Annotated in this window: 16 protein-coding genes; 5 read left to right on the top strand and 11 right to left on the bottom strand. The window is 54.7% G+C overall.

What is annotated here, in order from left to right; translation table 11 throughout:
- Positions 1-30 precede the first annotated feature (30 nt).
- A complete protein-coding gene (locus tag LH22_RS19100; protein WP_038649383.1) occupies positions 31-471 on the bottom strand; it encodes a YhbP family protein in 441 nt (146 codons plus the stop codon).
- An 82-nt stretch (positions 472-553) separates the two neighbouring features.
- Between LH22_RS19100 and LH22_RS19105 the strand changes: the two genes are divergently transcribed.
- Positions 554-841 (top strand): GIY-YIG nuclease family protein, encoded by a 288-nt coding sequence (locus tag LH22_RS19105; protein WP_038649386.1) that lies wholly within the window; start codon positions 554-556, stop codon positions 839-841.
- Here LH22_RS19105 and LH22_RS19110 read toward each other — a convergent pair.
- Positions 825-1,331 carry a GNAT family N-acetyltransferase gene (locus LH22_RS19110; RefSeq protein ID WP_038649389.1) on the bottom strand — a complete coding sequence of 169 codons (507 nt, stop codon included), beginning with the start codon at positions 1,329-1,331 and terminating at the stop codon, positions 825-827. The two genes, LH22_RS19105 and LH22_RS19110, sit on opposite strands and share 17 nt — an antisense overlap.
- Entirely contained in the window at positions 1,325-1,849 is a 525-nt protein-coding gene (gene ubiT / locus LH22_RS19115; RefSeq protein WP_038650280.1) for a ubiquinone anaerobic biosynthesis accessory factor UbiT, read from the bottom strand. Before ubiT ends, LH22_RS19110 begins: the two co-directional genes overlap by 7 nt.
- A gap of 204 nt (positions 1,850-2,053) precedes the next feature.
- On the opposite strand from ubiT, the gene ubiU reads away from it, so the two are divergent.
- The 3 genes from ubiU to LH22_RS19130 all read left to right on the top strand — a co-directional run bounded on the left by ubiU (position 2,054) and on the right by LH22_RS19130 (position 5,069).
- Positions 2,054-3,049 (top strand): ubiquinone anaerobic biosynthesis protein UbiU, encoded by a 996-nt coding sequence (gene ubiU, locus LH22_RS19120; RefSeq protein WP_038649392.1) that lies wholly within the window; start codon positions 2,054-2,056, stop codon positions 3,047-3,049.
- Between the two features lie 9 nt (positions 3,050-3,058).
- Positions 3,059-3,943, top strand: coding sequence for a U32 family peptidase (locus LH22_RS19125; protein WP_038649394.1), 885 nt, complete (start codon positions 3,059-3,061; stop codon positions 3,941-3,943).
- Between the two features lie 115 nt (positions 3,944-4,058).
- Positions 4,059-5,069, top strand: a complete 1,011-nt coding sequence (locus tag LH22_RS19130) for a luciferase-like monooxygenase (RefSeq protein ID WP_038649397.1) — start codon at positions 4,059-4,061, stop codon at positions 5,067-5,069.
- A 3-nt stretch (positions 5,070-5,072) separates the two neighbouring features.
- On the opposite strand, the gene LH22_RS19135 is transcribed toward LH22_RS19130, so the two are convergent.
- Complete coding sequence (locus LH22_RS19135) at positions 5,073-5,990, bottom strand: AraC family transcriptional regulator (protein ID WP_038649400.1); 918 nt, start codon at positions 5,988-5,990, stop codon at positions 5,073-5,075.
- Between the two features lie 183 nt (positions 5,991-6,173).
- Between LH22_RS19135 and LH22_RS19140 the strand changes: the two genes are divergently transcribed.
- Positions 6,174-6,920, top strand: a complete 747-nt coding sequence (locus LH22_RS19140) for an SDR family NAD(P)-dependent oxidoreductase (protein WP_038649403.1) — start codon at positions 6,174-6,176, stop codon at positions 6,918-6,920.
- Between the two features lie 66 nt (positions 6,921-6,986).
- On the opposite strand, the gene LH22_RS19145 is transcribed toward LH22_RS19140, so the two are convergent.
- The 7 genes from LH22_RS19145 to rbfA form a co-directional block, all read right to left on the bottom strand.
- A complete protein-coding gene (locus LH22_RS19145; protein ID WP_038649405.1) occupies positions 6,987-8,891 on the bottom strand; it encodes a DEAD/DEAH family ATP-dependent RNA helicase in 1,905 nt (634 codons plus the stop codon).
- Positions 8,892-8,907: 16 nt separating this feature from the next.
- On the bottom strand, positions 8,908-8,964 hold the full coding sequence (yrbN, locus tag LH22_RS21060; RefSeq protein ID WP_100229640.1) for a protein YrbN: 57 nt from the start codon (positions 8,962-8,964) through the stop codon (positions 8,908-8,910).
- 103 nt (positions 8,965-9,067) lie between these two features.
- Positions 9,068-9,952, bottom strand: coding sequence for a lipoprotein NlpI (nlpI, locus tag LH22_RS19150; RefSeq protein ID WP_008104288.1), 885 nt, complete (start codon positions 9,950-9,952; stop codon positions 9,068-9,070).
- Between the two features lie 129 nt (positions 9,953-10,081).
- Positions 10,082-12,217 (bottom strand): polyribonucleotide nucleotidyltransferase, encoded by a 2,136-nt coding sequence (gene pnp / locus LH22_RS19155; protein WP_038649409.1) that lies wholly within the window; start codon positions 12,215-12,217, stop codon positions 10,082-10,084.
- A gap of 311 nt (positions 12,218-12,528) precedes the next feature.
- The gene (gene rpsO / locus LH22_RS19160; protein WP_034826514.1) at positions 12,529-12,798 is read right to left on the bottom strand and encodes a 30S ribosomal protein S15; all 270 of its coding nucleotides are present in this window, start codon (positions 12,796-12,798) and stop codon (positions 12,529-12,531) included.
- Positions 12,799-12,932: 134 nt separating this feature from the next.
- Positions 12,933-13,877: a tRNA pseudouridine(55) synthase TruB gene (gene truB, locus LH22_RS19165; RefSeq protein WP_038649413.1), complete on the bottom strand. Its 945-nt coding sequence runs from the start codon at positions 13,875-13,877 to the stop codon at positions 12,933-12,935.
- The gene (gene rbfA, locus LH22_RS19170) at positions 13,877-14,284 is read right to left on the bottom strand and encodes a 30S ribosome-binding factor RbfA (RefSeq protein ID WP_038649416.1); all 408 of its coding nucleotides are present in this window, start codon (positions 14,282-14,284) and stop codon (positions 13,877-13,879) included. Before rbfA ends, truB begins: the two co-directional genes overlap by 1 nt.
- Between the last annotated feature and the right edge of the window lie 5 nt (positions 14,285-14,289).

The following is a 14,289-nucleotide window of genomic DNA, read 5'->3' on the forward strand; positions in this document are numbered from 1 at the left end:
GTTAGCGTAAGTTTGATCGGGCGCGGAAATTTAACTTTCGCTGGTTTTGTCTCGCTGCCAGACAATTTTTTTGCCGAAACCCAGTGCGTTGTCGGTCATCTTCACTACATCCAGCGTGATTTCCCATAATGGTGCCTGAACCTTGCGGGCAATCGGAAAACGGTTCTGGTAAGCGTGACGCGCCTGGGCTTCACGCTCGCCATTTAGCCGCTGAATTCGGCCACTGTACTGCACGCCTTTGATTAGCAACACGGTTTTCGGCTGGCCGTTAACCGTGCCCGCCACGCGCGGATGGGCTTGCATAAGGGTGCCGTGTCGCGTATCGGGTTCGGTCATCAACCAAAATGCCATACGCGTTTCATCGAAGACGTAAAAGCAGTTTGCACACCACAGATCGTCGCCATGACTGGCGCACAATGACAGGGCACGCTGTTTTTTGAGATAGCGAATAAGATGAGAATGGTCAGACACAATGCAACTCCATGCGGCACATAGCGAGGTTAACCTAAGCGCGCTACACTGCCCAACAGCCATCGAACAGGAAAAGTCATATATGCAACAGGGCTGGCAGCTGTACATGCTGCAAACCGCCGCCGGGATGATTTACACCGGCATCACCACCGATGTTCATCGTCGCCTGCAGCAACATCAGAGCGGAAAAGGTGCACGCGCATTGCGTGGCAAGGGTCCGCTGACGCTGGTGTTTAACTGTGATGCCGGCGATCGCGCGGCCGCTTCGCGCCTGGAATATCAGGTGAAGCAGCTCAGCCGCACGCAAAAGCTGCTGCTGGTTGCACAGCAGCCTGCATGCCTGAACGCATGGTTTAATCGAAACGATTAAAAGGTTCAGCGAATGCGATCAGCCCTTCTGCGCCCGCGAACGCATCATCCGCTAACTTGTACACCTGAAACGCCGCTTCACTGCCCAGCCAGCGACAGTGCAAGCCATGACGTGCCGCCGGTTCGAAGCCCAATGGGTTGTAGAATTCGGGATCGCCCAAGACCACCACCGCGCTGTAGCTGAACTCGTTCAGGGAATCGAGCCCTTCATACACCAGCTGTTTGGCAATGCCCTGCTTACGAACGGATTCATCTACCACCAGCGGCGCCAGCGCCACCCAATTGCGATCTTCACCTTGTAAGGTCACCGGGCTAAAGGCGGCATAACCCAACACCTGCCCTTCATCGTCCGTGGCCACCACACCCAGCGTTAACAGACCATCTTCACGTAGCTGCTGCACCAGTTCAGCCTCGGCGGAGGTCGCAAAACTGCGCTTCAATAACGTGTCGATGCCCGCCGCATCTACACCAATTTCAGTACGAATTAACATGAGATCCCCGCGCGCGCCTCAGCGGCCTCCGCGTCCTGTTTCATTCCTGCCTCAACAAAGGCAGCCAGCTGCTGCAACCCCGTGCGCAAAGGCGTGGGCATGGCCTCCAATTCAATGGCATCCATCAAATTCTTCACCTCCAAACCCAGCTCCGTGTCGCCTTCAATCACCAGACGGCGTTGAAAGAACAACATATCGGGGTCTGCTTTGCGTGCTGCCACCAGCAACAAGTCGTTGGCTTCACCGCGGAACCAGACATCTGCCTCGGCGTCGCGTGAAACGGTCAGGCGTCCATTCTGCAAGGTGGTGATCCAGCGCAGATTCACATCTGCAATCTCAATCCCCAGAAAGCGCCCTTCCAGAAAGTCTAACTCACCTTCAGACAAAGCATGACGAAATTGCCAGTTTAAGAGTTGTTGCAAAACCACTTTTTTTACAGGGAATGGGGTGAGTGAAACAGGTAAGGTAAGGAATTCTGGGCCTTTTTTCACCATCAGGCCGCGTAAGCGCGAAAACATCATCAACAATCCCTTCAGAAAATTTTACCTATATTGCCACATCCAGGCGCCCTCGCCTCCACTGAGATCAAGGAAATCGCTGAACAATTGATTAAATAACCTTCACTCTGCATGCTGAGTGACGCTTTCACTGCCTTAAATCAACATTCACGCCTGTCGCCTTCCCTACACTTTAACGCTTCGGAATTCGGGGGGAGGAAATGTATGGAACTGCTGTGTCCAGCGGGGAATTTACCTGCGCTGAAATCGGCGGTGGAGCATGGCGCCGATGCAGTGTATGTCGGTTTGAAAGATGACACCAATGCCCGCCACTTTGCTGGCCTTAATTTTACTGACAAGAAGCTGGCAGAAGCGGCGCGCTTCCTGCACCAGCACCGCCGCAAGCTGCACGTGGCCATCAATACCTTTGCCCATCCTGATGGGATGAATCGCTGGCAAACGGCCATTGATGTGGCGGCGCAGAACGGCGCAGATGCCTTGATTCTCGCCGATATCGCCACGCTGGAGTATGCCGCTCAGCGTTATCCGCAGGTGGAACGCCATCTTTCCGTGCAAGCTTCGGCCACAAATTTGCAGGCCATCCACTTTTACCATCGCCATTTCGATCTCAGCCGCGTGGTGTTGCCACGCGTACTGTCGATGCATCAGGTGAAACAGCTGGCGCGTGAAACACCGGTGCCGCTGGAAGTGTTTGCCTTTGGCAGCCTGTGCATTATGGCGGAAGGCCGTTGCTATCTCTCCTCATGGCTGACGGGGGAATCACCCAACAGTGCGGGTGCCTGCTCGCCGGCAAAATTCGTGCGCTGGCAGCAAACGCCGCAGGGGATGGAATCACGCCTGAATGAAGTGCTGATTGATCGTTACAGCGCCGATGAGAGCGCCGGTTATCCCACTCTGTGTAAAGGGCGCTATGAAGTAGATGACCAGCGCTATCACGTGCTGGAAGAACCCACCAGCCTGAACACCTTATCGCTGTTGCCAGAGTTGCTACGCGCCAATATCGCTTCGGTAAAAATTGAAGGCCGCCAGCGCAGTCCGGCTTATGTGGCGCAAGTGGCAAAAGTGTGGCGCCAGGCGATTGATCGCTGCATGGCCTCACCCGAGCAATTCGCGGTGCAGGAACCCTGGATGCGCGCGCTGGGCGAACTTTCTGAAGGTAGCCAGACCACGCTCGGTGCCTATCACCGCAGCTGGCAGTGAGGAGACGCTATGAAATATGCCATCGGGCCGGTGCTGTGGTACTGGCCAACGGAGACGCTGGAACACTTTTATCAGCAGGCAGCCGACAGCTCTGCTGACATCATCTACCTCGGCGAAGCGGTATGCAGTAAACGTCGCGCGACCCCATTCCAGCAATGGATGGAATTAGGCCATCATCTGGCACAACACGGCAAACAGGTGGTGCTCAGCACGCTGGCGCTGTTGCAGTCACCTTCGGAAGTCAAAGAGCTGCGGCGCTATGTGGAGAACGGTGAATTTTTGCTGGAAGCCAACGACATCGGCACCGTTAACATGGCGGCCGAGCGTAAGCTGCCGTTTGTCGCCGGGCCGACGCTTAACGTCTACAACGCGCAAACACTGCAGCTGCTGCTAAAAGAAGGTATGACGCGCTGGTGTTTGCCGGTCGAGATGTCGCGCGACTGGCTGATTCAGCTATTGCAGCAGTGCAATGCCGCAGGCCTGCGCGACAAGTTTGAAGTGGAAGTGATCGGCTATGGCCATCTGCCACTGGCGCTGTCAGCACGCTGCTTTACCGCCCGTTCCGAAAATCGCGCCAAAGATGACTGCCAGACTTGCTGTATTAACTATCCTACCGGCCGCCGTGTGCTGTCGCAGGAGGGCCAGCAAGTGTTTGTCTTAAATGGCATCCAGACCATGAGCGGTTACTGCTATAACCTCGGTAACGATTTGGCCGGTATGCATAACTGGATCGACATCGTGCGCCTCTCGCCGCAGGATGAAACTACGCTGGCAGAGGTCGATCGCTTCCGCGCGAACGAAGCCGGCGAAGCGCCGCTGATGATGGCGCGCGGCAGTGACTGCAATGGCTACTGGCGTCGTTTGGCCGGTATGGCGCTTGAAGGCGGACGCTAAAGGCACATTCCGGCTATATTCCTGCTGTTAATAGCAGTTTTAATATGGGTAATGATGCGTAATACTGACTGGCGCAGGTCTGATAACACCTGCGCCATCCTTATCTGGAGTGCCCATGTCTGAGAAAAAAACAGTTCGCCTGTCCGTACTGGATCTTGCACCTATCCCGCAAGGTTCTGCTGCGCGCGAAGCTTTCCACAATTCGCTGGCGCTGGCGCGTCAATCTGAAGCCCTTGGTTTCCATCGTTACTGGCTCGCTGAGCACCACAACATGACCGGTATCGCCAGTGCGGCAACCTCGGTGTTGATTGGCTATCTGGCCGCGAATACCGAAACTCTGCGCCTCGGATCTGGCGGTATTATGCTGCCCAACCACGCACCGCTGGTGATCGCTGAACAGTTTGGTACGCTCGAATCGTTATACCCTGGCCGTATTGATTTAGGGCTGGGCCGTGCACCGGGTTCTGACCAGCGCACCATGCTCGCGCTGCGCCGCCATCTCTCCAGCGCCCAGGCCGATAGCTTCCCGGAAGATGTGGCAGAACTGATTCGTTGGTTTGATGCCGAAGAAGGTGAACATCCGCCAGTGCAGCCAGTGCCGGGTTTAGGCTTGAAAATTCCTGTCTGGCTGTTGGGCTCCAGCCTCTACAGCGCACAGCTGGCCGCGCAGCTCGGCCTGCCGTTCGCCTTTGCTTCCCACTTTGCACCGGACCTGTTGTTCCAGGCACTGCATCTCTATCGTGAGAAATTCAAGCCTTCAGCGCGTCTGGCCAAACCGTATGCCATGGTGTGCGTCAACGTGGTCGCGGCGGATAGCGAGCGCGATGCGCGCTTCCTGTTTACCTCGATGCAGCAGCAATTTATTAATCTGCGCCGTGGCAAACCCGGCCCGCTGCCTGCACCGGTCGAGAACATGGACAACCTCTGGTCGCCATCAGAGCAGTACGGTGTACAGCAGGCGTTGAGCATGTCGATTGTCGGTGACAGCGATAAAGTGCGTCAGGGACTGGCTGCGCTGATGCGTGAAACGCAGGCCGATGAAATCATGGTTAATGGCCAGATTTTCGATCCGCAAGCCCGCCTGCGCTCATTCGCGCTGGCCATGGAAGCCGCTCGTTCACTGTAAAGCTTACTGCGGTGGGGACAGGCCTTCTGGCCCCACTGCGACCATGCGCACATCCCGCGCTGGCGATTGCCCGTAAAAGCGGCTGTATTCGCGGCTAAACTGTGAAGCACTCTGATACCCCACGCGATACCCTGCGGTTCCCGCATCCAACTTATCAATCAGCATCAGACGCCGCGCTTCGTTAAGACGCAGCTGCTTTTGATACTGCATTGGTGTCATGGCTGTGACCGATTTGAAGTGATGGTGCAGCGATGAAATACTCATGCCCACGCTGCTGGCCAGCTGATCCATCTTAAGCGGCTGATGAAAGTTTTCGCGTAGCCAACGTGCCGCGCGCGCCACTTTGTTGCCCGGCCGTTCCGTCAACGCCATGTTGAGGATGCGCGGCCCTTCCGGACCAGTGAGGAGTCGATAGAAAATTTCCTGTTCAATTAACGGTGCCAGCGCCGGAATATCCTGGGGCTGATCCAGCAGCTCAATCAGGCGGATCACGGCATCGACCAGTGGCGGCGCCACTTTGTGTACCGTAATCCCACGTTCATTGGTTACCGTTGCGCCAATCTGCTGTAGCGGGAAATGTTCGAGGTAGTGCATCAGGCGCGTTTCGTTGATGGTGATCCCGACGCCCAGATTCGGTTTTTCCGCCGTAGCCTGCACCACGCAGGATTGCACCGGCATATCCAGCGTCACTAACAGCAGATCGCCCGGTCCGTAATGCATCACGTCTTCACCCATGCGCAATGCTTTTTGCCCTTGCGCCACCAGTGCAAAACTGGCCCAGGTGGCAATGTGCGACAGGCTCGTGGGTTTGGAGCTTCGGCCAAAAGAGAGAAAATCGATGGGGCTGAAGTGGCGGCCATCTTCGGGGGTATGGCGAGCGATCATCGCCACCAACTGCTGCCACTGTTCCTGATGAATCATGCGTTGCGCACTCCGTGATGAGTGATCACTGTCCCCGCATTCTCGCCTTTCGCTCGCGTTACGCCTAGTCCCTGCACAGCACATTTGCAGGATTGTGCAAAAAGCTTGCAGGATTGCGCTACCGCAAAATTGTAGGGACAGCGCATGCTTACCCTTCCCCGAATTCTCAGGTGGAGAAACACAATGAAAGCACTTGAAGGCAAAATCGCGCTGGTGACGGGCGCCTCGAAAGGCATTGGCGCCGCCATTGCTATGACTTTCGCGGCGGCCGGCGCTCGCGTCATTGTTAATTACCGCCAGGATGAAGCGGGTGCGGCAGATGTGGTCACGGACATCTGCGAGCTAGGCAGCGATGCCATTGCGGTACAAGCAGATATCTCCCGCGAGGCCGATGTGCAGCGTTTATTCGCGCGCAGCATCGAGCAGTTTGGCGCACCGGATATCGTGGTCAACAATGCCGGTATTTTCCATCACGGCGATTTCGCCGAACTCAGCCTCAGTGAAATGCAGCAGCAGCTCAATGTAAATGTATTGGGCACGTTACTGGTCTGCCAGCAGGCGGCGAAACATTTCCCGGCTCGCGGGGGCACCATCATTAACCTGAGCGCCCTTAACAGCCAACGCAGCACACCCGGCTCGGTGTTATGGGCAGCGACCAAAGGGGCGATTGATACCTTAACCCAGGGCCTGGCGCGTGAGCTCGGGCCGCGTAATATCCGCGTCAATGCGCTGGCACCGGGAATCATCCTGACCGAAGGTTTACTGGCTGCCAAGAAGATGAATCCGGATGTCAAAGCGAAACTGATCGCTGCTACGCCGTTGGGACGATTTGGTCTGCCGGAAGATGTGGCGCAGGTTGCCCTGTTTCTGGCTTCAGAAGAGTCAGCCTACGTCAGTGGAGAGCGGGTGTTGATTGCCGGCGGCGTGTAACGTTTAATTTACGAACATAAAAAAGGGACGCCGTGGCGTCCCTTTTTATTTTTTAGCGTTTATCGCTTACGCGTCACGACGACGTGGTGCAGAAGCACCTTCTGGACGTGGGCCACGACCGCCTTCACGGCTGAAGCGTCCGCCTTCACGGCCTGAGTCACGACCACCTTCACGACGCTCAGAGAAGCGACGCGGTGCGCCTTCGCCACGCGGTGCGCCATTACCACGACGCTCACCATCACGACCGCCTGGACGACGTTCACTACGTTCGAACGCAGGAGCATCACCCATCAACTGCATGTTCATCGGCTTGTTCAGAATGCGCGTGCGAGTGAAGTGTTGCAGAACTTCGCCCGGCATACCTTTTGGCAGCTCGATAGTTGAGTGGGTACCAAACAGCTTGATGTTACCGATGTAACGGCTGCTGATGTCACCTTCGTTAGCGATCGCGCCCACGATATGACGAACTTCAACACCATCATCACGGCCCACTTCAATGCGGTACAGCTGCATTTCGCCAACGTCACGACGTTCACGACGTGGAGCGCCATCACGGTCACCGCGATCGCCACGGCTTTCGCGTGGACCACGTGAGTCGCGAGAATCACGACGATCATCACGGTCGCGGAACTCACGACGTGGTGGACGTGGTGCTTCTGGTGGCAGAATCAGTGGACGTTCGCCCTGTGCCATTTTCAGCAGTGCTGCGGCCAGTGTTTCGAGATCCAGATCTTCGCCCGGCTGCATTTTGCTCAGCAGTGCACGGTACATATCCAGATCGCTGCTTTCCAGCTGCAGCTGTACTTTGGCGGCGAATTTAGCCAGACGGCGCTCGCTCAGCAGTTCTGCATTTGGCAGTTCAACTTCTGGAATAGTCAGCTTCATGGTGCGTTCGATGTTACGCAGCAGACGACGCTCGCGGTTCTCAACGAATAGCAGCGCACGGCCCGCACGACCTGCACGACCAGTACGGCCGATACGGTGAACGTAAGACTCAGCATCCATTGGGATGTCATAGTTAACAACCAGGCTGATACGCTCAACGTCCAGACCACGTGCGGCAACGTCGGTTGCGATCAGGATGTCCAGACGGCCATCTTTCAGGCGCTCCAGTGTCTGCTCACGCAGAGCCTGGTTCATGTCACCGTTCAGTGCTGCGCTGTTATAGCCGCTGCGCTCCAGCGCTTCAGCCACTTCCAGCGTGGCGTTTTTGGTACGCACGAAGATGATGGCAGCATCGAAGTCTTCCGCTTCCAGGAAACGCACCAGCGCGTCAGTTTTACGGCCGTAAGCGGTCCAGTAAGACTGAGAAATGTCAGGACGCGTGGTCAGGCTTGACTGAATGCGCACTTCCTGTGGATCTTTCATGAAGCGTTTGGTGATACGACGAATCGCTTCTGGCATGGTTGCTGAGAACAGCGCGGTCTGGTGACCGTCTGGGATCTGCGCCATGATGGTTTCAACGTCTTCGATGAAGCCCATACGCAGCATTTCATCAGCTTCGTCCAGCACCAGACCGCGCAGGTTAGACAGATCTAACGTGCCGCGTTTCAGGTGGTCCAGCAGACGACCAGGCGTACCTACGACAACCTGTGGCCCCTGGCGCAGTGCGCGCAGCTGAACGTCATAACGCTGGCCGCCGTACAGGGCAACCACGTTCACGCCACGCATGTGTTTAGAGAATTCCGTCATGGCTTCAGCAACCTGAACAGCCAGTTCGCGGGTTGGAGCCAGCACCAGAATCTGTGGTGCGCGGACAGTTGGATCAATGTTGTTCAGTAACGGCAGGGAGAATGCCGCTGTTTTACCACTCCCGGTCTGCGCCATACCCAGCACATCACGGCCCGCCAGCAGGTGAGGAATACACTCAGCCTGGATTGGGGATGGCTTTTCGTAGCCCATACCGTTCAGTGATTCGAGGATGTCAGCGTTCAGGCCAAGGTCAGAAAAAGTGGTTTGAATATCAGTCATGTAGTACACGTGCCTCTTAGATTGCGGCGGCCAGTCTACATAACTCGTCGTGAAAATTTTCAGTCATTTTCATCAAAAAGTGTGAACCGGCTCAAATTAGAAGTTTTGACGAACAGAAAAGCCCTCACCTTGAAGATGATGACTTTACAAGTATTCAGGCAATAAAAGTTCGTCAGCTATTGCTGGTCAGATTCTGATAAATCGTCTTGTGTCTGGCCGAGTTGCGCCAGTTCCAACAATGCGTATCGGTGCTCAACAAAGTTGTTAACATTGTTAGCGACCGCCAGTTTGAACAACGCTTTCGCGTCGTCCTTCTCCCCCAGACTTAGGTAGTACTTACCTAAATAGAAGTTGGTTTCACTGAGATGTTCAGCGAGCGAGGTGTTATCCGTTGCGTCCGCCTTGAGACGTTCCATCAGCGTTTTTTCACTGATGTCGCCAAGGTAGAACTCGACAATATTCCATCCCCATTGGTCCCGGACCGCTTTGTCATGTCGCTGTCTCAGCGTGACTTTGGCCTTGTCGGCGTCCATATCGCTTTCAACGAGATAGAGCCAAAGGCTGCGGAAAGGATCGTTAGGATCGTCTTGATAAAACGCCAGCAGATCATCTTGCGCTAACTTGTATCGACCGCCGTAATAGAGGGCGATACCACGGTTTAAATGCGCATAGTTGTAAGTTGGATCAAGCTCAAGTACAGAATCAAACGCTTCATAGGCAGCATCAAAATTGCCTGCCTGCGTTAAATATATACCGAGGTAGTTAAACACCTCAGGCATATCCGGTCTTATAGACAGCGCTTGCGAGAAATCGTTTCGCGCTAATGCCCTCAGACCCAAACTATCATACAACACTCCGCGCTCATATAATAGCTGTGCGCGTTCATCATCGGTCAGGGCACGACTGGCAAGAATTTGTTCCATTCGCGCCAGGATCACCTCTTGCTGCAGTGTGGGCTGCAAAGGTACTGCCAGAACTTCGTTCTTACGCCAATTGGAGTTGCTGCATCCTGCCAGCGTGATAGCTGTCGCAACAAAACACCAGCGCAAAAAAGGCTTCATTTCCCACTCCCGAATACAAACATTGGGATGACCATCCTGTCATCCGCCTGCTGTGCACAAGGATTCCCGCCCTCGCGATGATCCAAACACTTCTCCCCGCAGAGCAGGGAGAAGCCAATCAGTAAACGCTTACTCGGCGTCAGATGCATTCGTTGCAGCAGGGGTTTCTTCCGCTGGTTTCTGCTCTGTCGCTTCTTTGATGCTCAGGCGAACGCGGCCCTGACGGTCCACTTCCATCACTTTCACTGGAACTTCCTGACCCATCTGCAGATAGTCGGTCACTTTCTCAACACGCTTGTCAGCGATCTGAGAGATGTGGACCAAACCTTCTTTACCGCCGCCGATCGCCACGAAGGCACCGAAATCAACGATACGCGTCACTTTACCGGCATAGATACGACCCACTTCGATTTCAGCGGTGATCTCTTCGATACGACGAATCGCTTCTTTCGCTTTGTTGCCGTCGGTTGCTGCGATTTTCACGGTGCCATCATCTTCGATTTCGATGGTGGTGCCGGTTTCTTCGGTCAGCGCACGGATAACAGAACCGCCTTTACCGATGACATCTTTGATCTTGTCTGAATTGATCTTGATGGTGTAAATGCGCGGTGCGAACTCAGAGATTTCCTGACGCGGTGTACTGATTGCCTGCTCCATCACGCTCAGGATGTGCAGACGCGCACCTTTAGCCTGGTTCAGAGCAACCTGCATGATTTCGCGGGTGATACCTTCAATTTTGATATCCATCTGCAGTGCAGTGATACCGTCGCGGCTACCCGCCACTTTGAAGTCCATATCGCCGAGATGATCTTCATCGCCCAGGATGTCAGACAGAACCACAAAGTTCTCATCTTCTTTAACCAGACCCATCGCAATACCGGCTACGGCAGCTTTGATCGGAACACCTGCGTCCATCAGTGCCAGAGAGGCACCACACACGGAAGCCATTGAAGAAGAACCGTTAGATTCGGTGATTTCAGACACCACACGTACGGTGTACGGGAACTCTTCCTGCTTAGGCATCACTGCCAGCACGCCGCGCTTCGCCAGACGACCGTGACCAATTTCACGACGCTTCGGTGAGCCAACCATACCGGTTTCGCCCACAGAGTACGGAGGGAAGTTGTAGTGGAACAGGAAGCTGTCAGTACGCTCGCCCATCAGCTCGTCCAGATTCTGTGCATCACGGGCAGTACCCAGAGTTGCAGTGACCAGAGCCTGAGTTTCACCACGAGTGAACAGAGAAGAACCGTGTGTACGTGGCAGTACGCCAGTGCGCACGTCCAGACCACGAATCATATCTTTTTCGCGGCCATCGATACGTGGCTCACCACGGATGATGCGGCTACGCACCACGCTCTTCTCGAGATCGTGAACGATGTCAGCTATTTCGCCAGCATCCAACGTTTCGTCTTCAGCCTGCAGCGCAGCGATAGTCGCGTCTTTAACCGCGCCAACCTGCGTGTAACGCTCTTGCTTATCAGTGATGCGGTAAGCATCAGCAATACCGGCTTCTGCCAGTGCAGCAACACGTGCAATCAGTGCATCGTTTGCTGGCTCTGGCTGCCAATCCCAACGCGGTTTGCCTGCTTCACCAACCAGTGAGTTGATGTTTTCAATCACAACCTGCTGCTGATCGTGGCCGAATACCACCGCGCCCAGCATCTGATCTTCGGTCAGCACTTCTGCTTCAGATTCAACCATCAGAACCGCGTTCTGCGTACCGGCAACCACCAGGTCCAGACGTGAGGTTTTGATCTCATCAGCAGTTGGGTTCAGAACGTACTGGTCGTTGATGTAACCCACGCGCGCTGCACCGATTGGGCCGTTGAATGGCAGACCAGACAGAGCCAATGCAGCAGAGGCACCGATCATCGCAACGATGTCCGGGTTAACCTGTGGGTTGACAGAAACAACGGTCGCAATAACCTGCACTTCGTTGATGAAACCTTCCGGGAACAGTGGACGCACTGGACGGTCAATCAGACGAGAAATCAGGGTTTCGCCTTCGCTTGGACGGCCTTCACGACGGAAGAAACTACCCGGGATACGACCAGCAGCGTAAGTACGCTCCTGATAGTTAACCGTCAGCGGGAAGAAATCCTGACCTGGTTTGGTTTTTTTCTGGCCAACAACAGTCACGAATACCGCGGTGTCATCCATGCTCGCCATAACTGCTGCAGTGGCCTGGCGCGCCATCATGCCGGTTTCCAGCGTGACGGTATGCTGACCATATTGGAATTTGCGTACGATCGGGTTCAGCAAAATTTAAGTCCTTAAATTCGAGGGGCTGAGCACTTTTGGGCTCGCCGGGGTTTACCGATCTTTAGTTGCATCCTCGCGACTAATGACAATCTTCAACCGCTCATGCGGTAAAGCCTCTCATTAGCCGCGCGAAACGCTGCAAGCAAAGATCACTCTCAGCAACAATACATGAGTTTGGTACGGAATGCTGCGGATTGCTCGAAAAAAGGGGCCATAAAGGCCCCCTTTTCGCGAAACTCGCACAAATCTGATCGTCAGATGCGCTTTTCTGCATAGTGCATGTGCTACATCGTTGATCAGATTCTTCAGACTTAGCGACGCAGACCCAGGGTTTCGATCAGGCTGGTGTAACGTGCTACGTCTTTACGCTTCAGGTAGTCCAGCAGCTTACGACGCTGAGATACCATGCGCAGCAGACCGCGACGGCTGTGGTGGTCTTTTTTGTGCTCAGAGAAGTGACCCTGCAGGTGGTTAATCTGAGCAGTCAGCAGAGCAACCTGAACTTCAGTTGAACCGCTGTCGTTAGCACCACGACCGAATTTAGCAACGATCTCTGCTTTAGCTTCTACGCTTAGAGACATAATGAACTCCGAAATAATAAATGAATGGTTGGGTGCCGATCTCTAATTCAGCAGCCCGCTTTAAAAGCCGCGCTATTCTACTCTTCGCCACATAGCAACGCAAATGCGCCGTTAGGTCTAAGTGAGCTTAATGATTAGGCGGGAAACTCAACCACCAGACGACGCGGCGCCACGCGCCCATCCTCGGCGATTTCAGCCATGCCGATAAATTTGTGCTCTTCACCTTCAGTGACACGCACTAACCCCTGTTCAGGCGCATTCGCCGCCTGCACTGGCATCCCCTGCTTGAAATAAGCGGCGACAGAGGGCAACAAATTCACGATGGGGAACGCTTCCGCTGGGCTATCCATCGGCAGCAGCAGCGCATCAAGTGCACTGTAGTCTGGCGTTTCTGCTGCGTTGGCTTCCGCCGCCATCGCCTGCAACTGCTCAAAGGTGATCATGCGCTCAATCGGATACTTCGCCACCTGCAAACGACGCAACATAATCACATGTGCGCCACAGCCGAGCTTCTCACCGAGGTCATCAATGATGGTACGAATATAGGTACCTTTGGAAACGTGAATTTCCAGCTCCAGCTCATCGCCTTCCCAGCGTATAAACTGCAGTTCAAACACGGTAATCGGACGCGCTTCACGCGGTACGGTAATGCCTTCACGCGCGTACTCATACAGCTTGCGGCCCTGATACTTTAGCGCAGAGAACATGGTGGGTACCTGTAAGGTGTCACCACGGAAGCTCTCCAGCGCCGCATCAAGCTGGGCTTGATTGAAGGTCACCTGGCGCGTTTCGACGATATTGCCATCAGCGTCTGAGGTATCCGTACGCTCGCCAAGGCGGGCAATAACACGATAGCGTTTATCGGAATCGAGCAGGAACTGCGAGAACTTCGTCGCTTCACCGAGGCAGATCGGCAGCATGCCTGTCGCCAGCGGATCAAGCGCTCCGGTGTGGCCCGCTTTGTTCGCGTGAAACAGGCGCTTCACTTTCTGCAGTACATCGTTGGAGGATGCGCCCTGATGTTTATCCAGCAGAAACACTCCGTGGACGTCGCGACCGCGACGACGAGGACGACTCATTAGTCCTCCTTGTCATCTTCCGCCGGGCTTTCACCACGACGCTCAACGTCACTCTTGATCACGTTGCTAACCAGGTTTGACATCCGCATCCCTTCGATCAGCGAGTTGTCATAGAAGAAGGTCAGTTCAGGCACGATACGCAGACGCATCGCCTTACCGACCAGAATACGGATATAGCCCGAGGCTTCTTTCAGCGCCTTGAGGCCATTTTTTACCGCATCTTCATCCCGGTCATTCAAAAAAGTTACGAACACTTTGGCATACGCCAGGTCACGCGACACTTCCACGCCGGATACCGTCACCATCATGCCGAGGCGTGGATCTTTAATTTCACGTTGCAGGATAATTGCAATTTCTTTTTGCAGTTCCTGAGATACGCGCTGTGGGCGGCCAAATTCTTTTGCCATTTTTC

Origin of the sequence: Pantoea rwandensis (assembly GCF_000759475.1) — a bacterium.
In the GTDB taxonomy this organism is placed as follows: Bacteria; Pseudomonadota; Gammaproteobacteria; order Enterobacterales; family Enterobacteriaceae; genus Pantoea; species Pantoea rwandensis_B.